This is a genomic window from Streptomyces sp. NPDC059010 (assembly GCF_042740355.1).
Lineage (GTDB): Bacteria > Actinomycetota > Actinomycetes > Streptomycetales > Streptomycetaceae > Streptomyces.
This window is the reverse complement of sequence record NZ_JBHYJA010000022.1, coordinates 108,549-121,718: the sequence shown is the minus strand read 5'-3', so window position 1 is coordinate 121,718 and position 13,170 is coordinate 108,549. Positions and strand designations below refer to the sequence as shown.

Sequence of the window (13,170 nt, the reverse complement as noted above, 5' to 3'; positions counted from 1 at the left end):
GAGCGGGCGGGCGGTGAGAACGGGGGATAGGTGTCGACCCCGCCGAGCTCGACGGGCGCCCCGGGCCCCGCCGCCCCCCCCGCGGGCGCCGGAACCGCGCCCTGGGGGCCCGGTGCCGCCATGGGCAGCGCGGCGCCGTAGCCACCGAACTGCGGCCTCGCCCGCGACAGCTCCGCCCGGCGCCGCTCCTCCTCGCGCCACTCGGCCAGCCGGGGCTCCTTCAGTGCGAAGGACTGCAGCTGTACGCCGCCCCAGACCTCCTCGCCGGTGACCTGGCCCTCGACGGTCGCGCCCAGTCCCAGCGGCACCGCCACGAACTGGCGGACCGTGCCCTTGCCGGAGTTGATCCCGTCCAGCCAGGGCTGGCGGGGGAGTACCAGGTAGTTCTGCGGCTTGCGGGACAGCCGGTCGCTCCACGGCTTCCCCGAGACCGCGCACACCTTGCCCACGCCGACCTGGAGGGCCGCCGGTTCGGTGGTGCCGCCGAAACTGAGCCACATCGCCTCGCGCAGATAGACCGGCAGCATCACACCGCCCCGCGCCCTCCACGCCTCGGGAACCGTGTCCGGGTAGTCCGCCACCCGCCGGACCGGGAACTCGCCGAGCCCCGGCGGCAGCGGATGCGTGCCCTTCTCCGGCAGCCGCAGCGTCCGGATGAACCGCACCGCCACACCGCCCGGCAACCGCAGCGTGTCTCCGTCGATCCGTACGGTCGTGTCGGTCATCGGCCCGCTCCTCGCGTCAGGCGCCGACCCCGTCCCGGCGCTCCCTAACGAGAACGTCCGCCCATCCCGGTACGGTTCCGCCACAGCTGCTCCTGTACGCCCATGCGCTCCCGCAGCCGGGTCAGCCGGGGCATCCGTGAGCGCTGCTCCTGCGAGACACGGTCCAGTTCCTCCAGCAGGCGCCGCGAGCGGTGCTCGGTGTCGAGTTCGTCGAGGATGCGGTTCACCTCGGTCAGGACGGCGCCGTGCAGCTGCCAGTGCCCGGTCTCGCGCTCGGCCTCCTCGCGCAGCAGCGGGGCGAGCTTGTCGCGGGTGCCCGCCGCCGCGCGCAACTCCGCGGACAGCCGGGACTCCGCCGCGTCGGCGTTGCTGCTGACATGCGTGGTGACCAGCACCGAGAAGCTGACCACCGCGTCGGCGATCTCGGACAGCAGCTGCTCGACGACGGACCCGGTCTCCTTCGCGAACAGCGGCTCGGGTTCACGCTCCTTGGCGAGGTCGGTGAGGGTGCGTGCGAGCACCCGCAGCACGACCGTGCAGATCTCCAGCGTGTCCAGCCCGGTGCGCAGCACCACCCGGTGCAGCAGGCTGTCGCGCACCCGCGGATTGAGCCGCAGACTGTCCTCGGCCTGCCGCAGAGCGGCGTCCACCTCGACGATGTCGTGGTCGAGCCGGCGCGCCTCGTGCAGCCGGGCCGCGGCCTGCTCGAACGGCTGCCGGCCGGCGGCCTCCTCGCCGATGCGCAGCATCAACTGCCGCAGCCTGCGGGCCAGTCCCTCCAGGGACTCACCGGCCTCGTCCACCCACACCGGCGGCGCGAGCAGCAGATTGAAGCCGAGCCCGACCACCGCGCCGATCAGCGTCTCCAGAATCCGTGCCCAGGCCGTGTCCCCGACGGTCGTGACCCCGAGGACGAGCATCGCGCTGATCGCGACCTCGGGAACGTACTCGTCGACCCGCACCAGATGCCCGACCGCCAGCGAGGCCACGATCAGCAGCGCCAGGCTCCACCAGGTCAGGCCGACCAGCAGGCTGAAGGCGATGGCCACCAGGACGCCGGCCACCACGGAGTTCACCCGGCGGATGCCGTTGGTGAGCGTGGCGTACAGGGTGACCTGGACGACCAGCAGCGCGGTCAGCGGCGCGGTCAGGGGCGCCGCCTCGGGACTCAGGCGCAGCGCGATGACATAGGCGATCGTCGCCGCGGCCGCCGACCGGAGTGTCTGGACCACCACGGGATCCCGGCGCAGCTTCTCAAGCCACTCCCGGAACTCCGTCCCCTCACGTGCCTCTGGCATCCTCGGGCTGTTCCCTTTCCGCAGCTGCTTCCCACCCACTGCTTGCGGAACGTAACGGTCCGCAAGGAACCCCAGATTGATCGCAGCCGCCTTGGTACGGCAAGGGGCTGGACTGGTGATCGTCGACACCCGCGCCAGGCCGGGCGCCGGGCCGGGCGGCCGACCGGGTCCGGGAATGAGGGAAACCCCCGCCGTCCCCCTGCGGTTGTCCGCACCCGGAGACGGAGGGCCACCGTATGGTCCCCGCCCCGCCCGGAGCGCAAGCCTTGGATCATGAGAAGGCATCGGACCGGATTGGTACTGACCCTGTTCATCATCCTCGCCGCCCTGACGACCGGCATCCCGGCCGCGGCGGCACCGGCGTCCAGCACGGTCGTCGACGCGCTCGACCGCTCCGCGCACCCGCTGCGGAGCGTCGAACCGGGCGGCGACACCGGTGATCTGCGCCCACTGGACCGGATGATCGGCGACGCCCGCGTCGTCGGCGTGGGCGAGGCCACCCACAGCTCGCACGACTTCTTCGCCCTGAAGGACCGCGTCTTCCGCCACCTGGTCGAGGAGAAGGGCTTCCGCACCTTCGCCCTGGAGGCCCCCTGGAGCACCGGACTGCGTCTCGACGACTACGTGCTGCACGGCAAGGGCGATCCGCGGCGCATCATGCGCGAGGAGTTCCAGCGGGACTACCTGTGGTGGAACAACACCGACTATCTGCGGCTCCTGGAGTGGATGCGCGCGTACAACGTCCGGCACCCGGACGACCCGGTCCGGTTCATGGGCGACGACTTCGCCTGGGCCGGTCCCGAGCTGTACGACGAGGTCACCCGCTATGTGGCTCACGCGCACCCCGGCCTCGTGGCCCGTTTCACCGAGCTGTACCGCGGGCTGCGGCCCACGCAGGCCACGGGCGCGTACATCGATCAGTACCTGAAGAAGCCGTACGCCGAACGCAGGGAGATGGCGGCCCGGACCGGCGAGGCGCTGAGGCTGTTGCGGCAGCAGTCGCCCGGTGCCGACCGGCGGGCGTACGACTGGGCGGTCCAGCACGCCACCGCCGTCGACCAGACCGCCCGTGGCTATGCCTTCGACTTCGAGGACGAGCAGCAGCTCAGCGCCGCCATGCGCTACCGCGACTCCGTCATGGCAGACAACGTGGCCTGGTGGGCGGAGCACACCGGCACCAAGGTCCTGCTGTCGGCGCACAACGCCCACGTCGCCTACGTACCGGACGACCCCGCCCACTACCCGAGGATGCAGGGCGCGTTCCTGCGCGACCGGCTCGGTGACGCGTACGTCAGCGTCGGCTTCACCTTCTACCGCGGCTCGTTCAACGCCACCGCGCCGGACGAGAAGGTGCAGAGGTTCACCCTGGGACCGGCGGCCCCCGGCAGCAACGAGAGCACGCTCGACCGGGTGCGCCACCAGGACTACGTCATCGACCTGCGCACCGCGCCGCAGCCGGCCCGCCCCTGGCTGAGGGAGGCGAGGCCGACCCGCAGCATCGGCACGGCGTACCCGTGGCCGGAGTCCGACATAGCCCTCGCCCGCAGCCACGACGTCCTGATCCATCTGCACCGGGTGGAGGCGGCGGCACTGCGGGACCGGTGACGGCGGCCGCCCGCGCTCAGCCGTACACCTTGCCGAGGAAGGCGGACAGATTGCCCGACGTCCGGGCGATCTGTTCCTCCAGCGTGAGGCTCTCCTCGATGCGGGCCATCGACCCCGTCGCCGGGACCTTCTTGCCGCGCACATAGAGGGAACAGGCGAGGTCGGTGCACATGTACGCGCCGACCGTGTTGCCGTCCCGGCCGGCCGGGCCCGCCTTGCGCGCGGTCATCAGCGATACGCCGCCCCGCGGATGGGTCGTCAGGCACAGCGAGCACATGCTGCGGTGCAGGAAACCGCGCTGGGCGGGCTGAAAGCGCAACGCCACACCGACGAGCCGCCCGTCGTACTCGGTGACCAGCTGACTCCGGTCCGGCGCCCCGGGATCCCGCCACCCCAGGAAGTCCAGATCATCCCAAGGGAGTTCATCGAGATCCCGGGGCACGTACAGACGCTTGGCCTCGCCCTTCGAGCAGTTGATGAAGGAGGTGCGGATGTCCTGCTCGGTGAGTGATCTCATGGGGGGTCTCCAGAGGAGTCGATCGGCGAAGGAAAACCTAGTGGCTCTAGGTTCAAGGCTAGAGTAGGCAGCATGATGAGGCGGAGCCAGTGAATTTCGCCCCTGCCGAAGCGCCTCGTGCCCGACCGCCCCAGACTTCGCCCGACCTGCTTGGCGTAGGGCGCCTGGATCGCCGAGGGCCTACTGCGGCCCGTCCGGGGCGGTCGGCGTCGGTGGCCATACTCCGGGGGTGAGTACGCCCAGCGCGTAGGCGCGGGCGACCAGTTCCGTGCGGTTCGACGCGTCCCAGCGGGCCGACAGTCGGCGCAGGTGGTAGTTCACGCCGTCCACCGTGAGGCCGGTCTCGCGGGCGGCCCGGGCGGTGGTGGCGCCGCCGGCGAGGAGGGCCAGGACGTGTGCCTCCATCGGTGCCACCTGCAGGGGCCTGGGCTCAGGCGTCTCGCGTTCGCCCAGGACCCGGAGCATGACCAGCAGTGCCGGTGTCTCCTCGACGGTGTCGCTCACCGGGTCCGCCGTCAGCTCCCCGTACCGCTCCGTGCCGCCGGGTGCCCGCCAGCGCACCGACACCTCGTACCGCGAGCGGTGCCGCAGCCGCAGCGCCTCGGCGATCCGCTTCACCTGTGTCGCCTCCTGCGGCCGGAACAGCTCCAGTACGTCCCGGCCGCGCAGCCGCCCCGGTGTCGTACCGCACTCCGCGCCCATCGCCGGATTGGCCAGCTGGACCGTGCCGTACGCATCGCAGACCGCGATCGGCACCGGTACGCGGTCGAAGACCAGGAAGGCGCGGTTGCGCCACACCACGCCTTCCGGGCGGGACGAGTCCACGAGCACCTCCGGTCGCTCGGCGCAACAGCGATGTACATCCCCGAACTACACAATCATGTAGTTCGGGGATGCGCGCGGCCGGGGCGCGTCCATGACGCTTGAACGCAGTACTTTCCGTACCGCGAAAGGCAGTTGCCGCATCATGCCCCCCACCGCGCTGCACCCGCAGACCATCGACGCCCTCCCCGGCGTCCCCGTCATCGACATCACCGCCGTCGGACCCGGCCGCACCCCGATCCAGCAGGTCATGGAGCTGATGCGGGAGCACGGGCCGGTGCTCGTGCGGCGGCTGCACGGGCGGGACGCGCTGTTCACCGCCGACCTGGACCTGGTGGCCGACCTCGCCGACGAGAAGCGGTTCGCCAAGCACGTCGGGCCCGCCCTGGAGAACGTCCGGGAGTTCGCCGCCGACGGCCTGTTCACGGCGTACAACGACGAACCGAACTGGGCCAAGGCGCACGACATCCTGATGCCCGCCTTCGCGCTCGGCTCGATGCGCACCTACCACCCGGTGATGCTGAAGGTGGCCCAGCGGCTCATCGCCTCCTGGGACCGCGACGCCCGCGCCGGACAGCCGGTGAACGTCCCCGACGACATGACCCGCATGACCCTCGACACCATCGGGCTCGCCGGGTTCGGCTACGACTTCGGGTCGTTCGAGCGGGACGAGCCCCATCCCTTCGTCGAGTCGATGGTGCGCTGCCTGGAGTGGAGCATGAACCGGCTCGCCCGCGTCCCGGGCCAGGACTACTCGGCGGCCGACTCCGCCTTCCGCGACGACTCCGCCTACCTCGCCCAGGTCGTCGACGACGTCATCGCCTCCCGCGCGGGCACAGACCAGCGCGACGCCGAGGACCTGCTCGGCCTCATGCTCACCGCCGAGCATCCGCAGGACGGCAGCACCCTGGACGCCGCCAACATCCGCAACCAGGTCATCACCTTTCTGATCGCCGGCCACGAGACGACGTCCGGCGCCATGTCCTTCGCCATGTACTACCTCGCCAAGCACCCGACCGCGCTCCAGCTCGTCCAGCGCGAGGTCGACGAGCTGTGGGGCGACCGGGCCGACCCCGAGCCGACGTACGACGAGGTCGGAAAGCTGACGTACACCCGTCAGGTCCTCAACGAGGCGCTCCGGCTGTGGCCGACGGCCGCCGCGTTCGGCCGCCACGCCCTGGAGGACACGATGCTCGGCGGCCGAATCCCGCTGCGCGCCGGGCAGTCCGTCACCGTGCTCGCGCCGATGCTGCACCGGCAGCCGGTCTGGGGCGACAACCCCGAACTGTTCGACCCCGCACGCTTCACGCCCGAGGCCGAGGCGGCCCGCTCCGTGCACGCCTTCAAGCCGTTCGGCACGGGTGAACGCGCCTGCATCGGACGGCAGTTCGCGCTGCACGAGGCCACCATGCTGCTGGCCATGCTGCTGCACCGCTACCGGCTGCGGGACCACGCCGACTACCGCCTCACCATCAAGGAGACCCTCACCCTCAAGCCCGACGGCTTCACCCTCACCCTGACCCCGCGCACCCCCGCCGACCGCGCACACCCCCCGCTGCCCGGCGCCGCCCCCACGACCACGGAGGCCGTCTCCGACACGGCCGCCCTCCCCGCCCGCGTCCGCCCCGGCACCGGCGCCCTGTTCCTGCACGGCAGCAACTACGGCACCTGCCGCGACTTCGCCGCCCAGCTCGCCGACGAGGCCGCCGCGATCGGCTGCGAGACAGAGGTCGCGTCCCTCGACGCCTACGCCGACGGCCTGCCCACCGACCGCCCGGTCGTGATCACCGCCGCCTCCTACAACGGCCGCCCCACCGACGACGCCACCGCCTTCGCCGCCCGGCTGGAGGAGGCGGAGGACGCCACGGACGTCACCTACGCCGTCCTCGGCGTCGGCGACCGCAACTGGGCCGCCACGTACCAGCACGTCCCGACCCGCTTCGACGACCGCCTCGCCGAACTCGGCGCCACCCGCCTGGTCGACCGCGCCGCCGCCGACGCCTCCGGCGATCTGACCGGCGCCGTACGGGACTTCACGGTCAGACTCCGCGCGGCGCTGCTGGAGCGCTACGGCGACCCGGACGCCGCCGCCCCGGCCGACGACGAGCCCACGACCGCGTACGAGGTGCGCACCCTCACCGGCGGCCCCTTGGACGCCCTCGCCGACCGGCACGGACTCGTCCCCATGAAGGTCACCGAGGCCGACGACCTCACCGCCCCCGGTTACCCCCGCCGCAAGCGCCTGGTCCGCGTCGCCCTGCCCGACGGCGTCACCTACCGCACTGCCGACCACCTCACCGTGCTGCCGATCAACGCCCCCGACCTCGTCGGCCGCGCCGCCACCGCGCTCGGCGTCGACCTGGACACCGTCCTGGACATCCGCGCCACCCGCCCGCGCCGCGACGGCGTCGCACTGGACCGGCCGTTGACGGTACGTCAACTCCTTACTCACCACGTCGAGTTGCAGGAGCGCCCGACCGCCGCCCAGCTCACCGCGCTCGCCGCCGCCAACCCGTGCCCGCCCGAACGCACGGCCCTGGCGAACCTGACCGGCGACCCGCGCACCCTGGTCGAGGTGATCGAGGACCACCCGGCCCTGCGCGGCGCCCTCGACTGGCCGACACTGCTCGACCTGCTCACACCGCTGCGGCCCCGCCACTACTCCATCTCCTCCTCGCCCGCCGTGGACCCCCGGCACGCGGACCTGATGGTCTCCCTGCTCCAGGCCCCCGCACGCTCGGGCAAGGGCACCTACCGGGGCACCGGATCCGGATACCTCACCACCGTCGAGCCCGGCGACACGGTGTACGCCCGCGTCCAGCCCTGCCGGGAGGTCTTCCGCATCGACGGCTCCACCCCCGTCGTCATGGTCGCCGCGGGCACCGGCCTCGCCCCCTTCCGCGGAGCGATCGCCGACCGCACGGCGGCCCTGGCGGCCGGCGCCGAACTCGCCCCGGCCCTGTGCTACTTCGGCTGCGACGCCCCCGACGCCGACTTCCTGCACGCCGGGGAACTGCGCACCGCCGAGGCGTCCGGAGCCGTCTCGCTCCGCCCGGCCTTCAGTGCCGCGCCCGAAGGCGGCCTGATGTTCGTCCAGCACCGCATCGCCGCCGAGGCCGACGAGGTCTGGGAACTGCTCGGCGCGGGCGCCCGGGTGTACGTCTGCGGCGACGGTTCCCGGATGGCGCCGGGCGTGCGGGAGGCGTTCCGTACGCTGTACCGGGAGCGCACGCCGGGCGCCGACGACGCGGGGGCCGGACGGTGGCTCGACGGGCTGATCGCGGACGGCCGCTATGTCGAGGACGTGTACGCGGCCGGCTGATGGAAGGGGAAGGGGAGGGGTGGGCGTACGGTGACGGACTCCTGGGGACGGGCCCGGCGGGCCCTGGAGGCGGCGGGACTGCCGCCCGGAGATCTCGCCCACCTGCGCCCACTGTCGGGCGGCACCTACAACACCGTCGAGGAACTGCTCCTCACCGACGGCCGCCGGTATGTGCTCAAGGTGCCGCCCGCGGCGAACGTGCCGGGCCTGACCCACGAAAGCGGACTCCTCCTCTCCGAGGCCGAGTTCTACCGTGCGGCCGCGAAGGCCGACGTGATCGCGCCGCGCGTCCTGGCCATGGGCGGCAGCCTGCTGATGACCGCCTGCCCGGGCGACCCCTGGAACGGCTCGCTCACCGACACCGAACGGACGTCCCTGCGCACGGAGCTGGGCCGCCAGGTCGCCCGGCTGCACGCCATCACCGGGCCGGGCTTCGGCTACCCGTCCGGCGCCCTCGGCCCGCTCGCCCCCGACTGGCGCACCGCGTTCACCGGGATGCTGGACGCCGTCCTGGACGACGCCCGCCGCTACCGGGCCCGGCTGCCGCTCCCCGCGGACACCGTCGCCCACACACTCCGGGCTGCCCACCACGCGCTCGACGAGGTCACCGTCCCGTGCCTGGTCCACTTCGACCTGTGGGAGGGGAACATCCTGGTGGACCGCGCGTCGGGGCAGGCCCGGATCGGCGGCCTCATCGACGGGGAGCGCATGTTCTGGGGCGATCCGCTCGCCGACTTCGTCTCCCTGGCCCTGCTCGGCGACATCAAGCGGGACGAGGCGTTCCTCGCGGGCTACCGGGAGGCCGGAGGGCGCGCCGACTTCGACGTCCCGGCCCGTCTGCGCCTGGCCCTCTACCGCTGCTACCTCTACCTGATCATGCTCACGGAGACGGTCCCGAGAGCGGCCGACGCCGACCAGGTCCGCCGGGTGCAGGACAGGGTCGCCCCGGAACTCCTGGCAGCCCTGGCCGAGGTCGAGGGCCTCACGTCGTAGTCCACAATGGGGAGCGGCTGACGCAGGCGGGGAACAGGGCTGGTCCGAAAGGAGCCACATGACGGGGCGGAACGGGCGCACGGTACGGGACCTCAGGCGGGGGAACCGTACGGCCGTATTGCGGCGCCTCTACTTCGACGGCCCCCTCAGCCGCTTCGAACTCGGCCCGGCGACCGGACTGAGCTCCGGTTCCGTCAGCAATGTCGTCGCCGAGCTGATCGGCGACGGGCTCGTCGAGGAGGCCGGCAGCGTCGACTCCGACGGCGGCCGCCCCCGCATCCTGTTGCAGGTCGTCCCCGGCAGCGGCCACATGATCGGCGTCGACGTCGGCGAGACCCGGGTGCGGATCGGCCTCTACGACCTCACCCTCACCGAACTCGCCCACGCGGAACGGCCCTTGGCGCAGCAGCGGTACGAGGTGGAGGGCATCGCCGGCCACATCCGCGACGGCATCGACGAGGTACTCGCGGGCGCCGGACTCGGGCCCGAGCGGCTCCTCGGCGTCGGCATCGGCGTCCCGGGCATCGTCGAGCACACACCGCAGCTCGGCGCCGTGGTGCACGGGCAGACGATCGGCTGGGACGCGGTACCGCTGGAGCGGCTCCTGCGCGACGGCTCCCAGCTCCCGGACACCGTCCCGTACTTCATCGACAACGGCGCGAAGACCCTGGGCCAGGCCGAGATGTGGTTCGGCGGCGGACGCGGCGCCGACAGCGCCGTCGTCGTGCTCTTCGGCTCCGGCGTGGGTGCCTGCCTGGTCACCCCCGAGGCGGAGCACGGGCGGGCGGTCGAGTGGGGGCATCTGACCGTACGGGTCAGGGGGCGCCGCTGCCGGTGCGGTGCGCTCGGCTGCCTGGAGGCCTACGCGGGCGCGGAGGCGCTGCTGGACCGCTGGCGCGAGCAGGGCGGAAGCGCTCCGGAGGGCGCCGACGAGGAGACCGCGCTCGCGGCGATGCTGGCCGGCGCGTATCCGCCCGACGGCACCGCGGCCGACCCTGCGGCGCTCGCCGTACTGGAGGAGACGGCCGAGTACGTGGGCGCGGGAGTGTCCGACCTGATCAACCTCTTCCAGCCCGAGCGCATCCTGATCGGCGGCTGGGCGGGGCTCCAGCTGGGCGCCCGGTTCCTGCCCGCCGTACGCGGCCACGCCGCCTCGTACGCCCTGCGGCACCCGGCCGGGAAGGTCACCGTCGATCTGGGCAGGCTCGGCCCGGACGCGGTCACGGTCGGCGCCGCGATCCTCCCGCTCGCCGACTTCTTCGCCTGCGGCGGCCGCCGCGCCGACCCCGCCCCCGAGGCCCCGCCGCAGTCCTGGCGCACGGCACTGACGCAGCGCGTGCCGCGCTGAGGTTCCGCGCCGACCGGGGGCCGGGGTTTCGCCGCCGTCGGGGGCGGTACTCGCGGGTCCCTCGGACATCCACCGACGTCCCTGTACGTCCTTGCACGACGCGAAGGAGGCGCACCATGGCCGACGACCGTCGCAAGGCGCCGGGCCGCGCAGCCGAGCCGGTACCGAAGGACCTGCCCGACCAGCAGGCGGACACGGGGGAGGACCCCTGGGAGGTGCCCGTCGAACCGCCCGACGGTGCCACCGAGGCGGACGACGTCCCCGACACGGACGAGGCGGGCACCGGCCGAAAGGGCACGACCCGGTCGGACACGGTGCATCCGGAACATCCGGAGCCCGAGGAGCCGTCCGGCTGAGACCGGGCCTGCGGACGCGCTACACGGCGAACGCGTTCACGCCCGTGAGCTCCGCCGACAGCTCCCACAGCCGGGCCGCCTGCTCCGGGTCGGTCGCCCAGGCCTTGACGCCGTCGAGCGCGCCCTCGACGGCGGGCCCGGCGATGTCGCAGTCCTCCAGGTAGACCCCGCCCATGCCGTCGAGCTGCGGTGACGTCGCCGCCCACACCTGCGTGGCCGCGCCCTGTGCGGGGGTCTTGAAGCCCTCGGGGTTGAGCAGGTTGCCCTGCTCGTCGATCCAGCCGCGCTCGACCATCTCCTCCCTGGGAATGTGGCGCTGCAGCGGGGTGAGGATGCCGCCCGGGTGGAGCGAGAAGGCCCGTACCCCGTGGTCGGCGCCCAGCCGGTCGAGGTGGACGGCGAACAGGACGTTCGCGGTCTTCGCCTGCCCGTACGCCTGCCACTTGTCGTAGCCGTTCCGCCAGTGGACGTCGTCCCAGCGCATCCCCGAGAAGTGATGGGCGCGCGAGGACACCGAGACCACGCGGGCGCCGCCGCGCTCGATCGCCGGCCACAGGCGGTTGACCAGGGCGAAGTGACCGAGGTGGTTGGTCGCGAACTGCGCCTCCCAGCCGGGCCCCACCCGGGTCTCCGGGCAGGCCATGATCCCGGCGTTGTCGATCACGAGGTCGACCGCGCGGCCGGAGGCTAGGAACCGCTCGGCGAAGCCGCGCACGCTCTCCAGGTCGGCGAGGTCCAGCTCGTCCACCTCGACGCCGTCCAGGCCGGTCAGCGCCTCCTCGGCGGTGGCCCGGCGGCGGGCGGGGACGACGACCCGGGCGCCCGCCCTGGTGAGGGCCCGCGTGGTCTCCAGGCCGAGGCCCGAGTAGCCGCCGGTGACGATCGCGAGCTTCCCGGTCAGGTCGATGCCCTGAAGGACGTCGTCGGCGGTGCTGGTCGCCCCGAAACCGGAGCCGATCTTGTGCTGTGCAGTGCTCATGTACGGAACGCTACGAATTGGAGCGCGCTCGAAGTCAAGTCGACCCGTGGCGCACGCCCGCACAGGGCGGGGATGGCGACCCCTCACTTCTCGCGCGTCCAGGCCAGCAGCTCCTCCGCGCCCCAGGTGGTGATCACCCGCTCCGCGGGCACCCCGCACTCCACCGCCCGCGCGCATCCGTACCGCTGCCAGTCCAGCTGTCCGGGCGCGTGGGCGTCGGTGTCGACGGAGAACAGCACGCCCGCCGCCAGAGCCCGGCGCAGCAGCCGCCGGGGCGGGTCCAGCCGCTCAGGCCGGCTGTTGATCTCCACCGCCGTACCGGACTCGGTGCACGCGGCGAACACCTCGTCGGCGTCGAACTCCGACTCGGGCCGGCCCCGCCCGGTGATCAGCCTGCCGGTGCAGTGGCCGAGGATGTCCGCGTGCGGATCGCGAACGGCGGTGACCATACGGCGGGTCATCGCGCGGGCGTCCATCCGCAGCTTGGAGTGCACGGACACCACCACGACGTCGAGCCGCTCCAGCAGCTCGGGCTCCTGGTCGAGCGAGCCGTCGTCGAGGATGTCGCACTCGATGCCGGTGAGCAGCCGGAACGGCGCCCAGGTCGTGTTCAGCTCCGCCACCACGTCCAGCTGCTCGCGCAGACGGTCGGCCGACAGCCCGCGGGCGACGGTCAGGCGCGGCGAGTGGTCGGTCAGCACGGCCCACTCGTGGCCCAGCTCGGCCGCCGTGCGGCCCATCTCCTCGATCGGGCTGCCGCCGTCCGACCAGTCGGAGTGCAGATGGCAGTCCCCGCGCAGCAGCTCCCACAGGCGTCCGCCGTCCGCGGGCGGCTCGGGCGCGGGCCGCTCCTCCAGGTCGGTCAGATAGCCCGGCACCTGCCCGGCCAGCGCCTCGCGCACGACCTGGGCCGTCTTCGGGCCGACGCCCCGCAGCGACTCCAGCGTCCCGGCCTCCGCCCGCGCCCGCACCTCGTCCGCGGGGAGCTCCGCCAGCACCCGGGCCGCCGTACGGAAGGCCCGGACGCGATACGTCGGCGCCAGGGAACGCTCCAGCAGGAAGGCGATCCGGTTCAGCGCGTCGACGGGGTCCATCGCCACCTCCACCTCCAGGGTTCCCCGGCCCTGCCGCGCCCGCACCACGGCGCGGAACGGGCGCGGGTGCGGGTGCGCGATGCGTTTCCCGCTCCGCATATGACTCGAAGG

At 72.8% G+C, this 13,170-nt stretch carries 10 protein-coding genes and 1 pseudogene; 5 read left to right on the top strand and 6 right to left on the bottom strand.

The annotated features are described in order from the left end of the window. Together ACFWYS_RS24445 and ACFWYS_RS24440 are read right to left on the bottom strand one after the other, a co-directional pair. Nucleotides 1–725, bottom strand: a pseudogene (locus tag ACFWYS_RS24445) (hypothetical protein); the annotation flags it as partial. Nucleotides 726–769: 44 nt separating this feature from the next. Continuing rightward, entirely contained in the window at nt 770–2,023 is a 1,254-nt protein-coding gene (locus ACFWYS_RS24440; RefSeq protein ID WP_384772715.1) for an aromatic acid exporter family protein, read from the bottom strand. 273 nt (nt 2,024–2,296) lie between these two features. Between ACFWYS_RS24440 and ACFWYS_RS24435 the strand changes: the two genes are divergently transcribed. Then, nucleotides 2,297–3,628 carry an erythromycin esterase family protein gene (locus ACFWYS_RS24435; protein ID WP_384772712.1) on the top strand — a complete coding sequence of 444 codons (1,332 nt, stop codon included), beginning with the start codon at nt 2,297–2,299 and terminating at the stop codon, nt 3,626–3,628. Between the two features lie 16 nt (nt 3,629–3,644). Here the strand turns inward: ACFWYS_RS24435 and ACFWYS_RS24430 are convergent, their stop codons facing one another. Both ACFWYS_RS24430 and ACFWYS_RS24425 read right to left on the bottom strand, forming a co-directional pair. Then, the gene (locus ACFWYS_RS24430; protein ID WP_384772710.1) at nt 3,645–4,145 is read right to left on the bottom strand and encodes an FBP domain-containing protein; all 501 of its coding nucleotides are present in this window, start codon (nt 4,143–4,145) and stop codon (nt 3,645–3,647) included. A 180-nt stretch (nt 4,146–4,325) separates the two neighbouring features. After that, nucleotides 4,326–4,970 carry a PAS domain-containing protein gene (locus ACFWYS_RS24425; RefSeq protein ID WP_384772708.1) on the bottom strand — a complete coding sequence of 215 codons (645 nt, stop codon included), beginning with the start codon at nt 4,968–4,970 and terminating at the stop codon, nt 4,326–4,328. A gap of 142 nt (nt 4,971–5,112) precedes the next feature. Here ACFWYS_RS24425 and ACFWYS_RS24420 point away from each other — a divergent pair, with 142 nt between their 5' ends. The 4 genes from ACFWYS_RS24420 (at nt 5,113) to ACFWYS_RS24405 (ending at nt 10,986) form a co-directional block, all read left to right on the top strand. Then, nucleotides 5,113–8,289 (top strand): cytochrome P450, encoded by a 3,177-nt coding sequence (locus ACFWYS_RS24420; protein WP_384772705.1) that lies wholly within the window; start codon nt 5,113–5,115, stop codon nt 8,287–8,289. A gap of 30 nt (nt 8,290–8,319) precedes the next feature. Continuing rightward, a complete protein-coding gene (locus tag ACFWYS_RS24415) occupies nt 8,320–9,282 on the top strand; it encodes a phosphotransferase family protein (RefSeq protein WP_384772703.1) in 963 nt (320 codons plus the stop codon). A gap of 58 nt (nt 9,283–9,340) precedes the next feature. Next, the gene (locus ACFWYS_RS24410; protein ID WP_384772701.1) at nt 9,341–10,630 is read left to right on the top strand and encodes an ROK family protein; all 1,290 of its coding nucleotides are present in this window, start codon (nt 9,341–9,343) and stop codon (nt 10,628–10,630) included. Between the two features lie 116 nt (nt 10,631–10,746). Beyond that, a complete protein-coding gene (locus ACFWYS_RS24405) occupies nt 10,747–10,986 on the top strand; it encodes a hypothetical protein (protein WP_384772698.1) in 240 nt (79 codons plus the stop codon). 19 nt (nt 10,987–11,005) lie between these two features. Here ACFWYS_RS24405 and ACFWYS_RS24400 read toward each other — a convergent pair whose 3' ends face one another. Both ACFWYS_RS24400 and ACFWYS_RS24395 read right to left on the bottom strand, forming a co-directional pair. Further along, nucleotides 11,006–11,965, bottom strand: a complete 960-nt coding sequence (locus tag ACFWYS_RS24400) for an SDR family NAD(P)-dependent oxidoreductase (protein ID WP_384772695.1) — start codon at nt 11,963–11,965, stop codon at nt 11,006–11,008. An 83-nt stretch (nt 11,966–12,048) separates the two neighbouring features. Beyond that, the gene (locus ACFWYS_RS24395; protein ID WP_384772813.1) at nt 12,049–13,059 is read right to left on the bottom strand and encodes a PHP domain-containing protein; all 1,011 of its coding nucleotides are present in this window, start codon (nt 13,057–13,059) and stop codon (nt 12,049–12,051) included. Between the last annotated feature and the right edge of the window lie 111 nt (nt 13,060–13,170).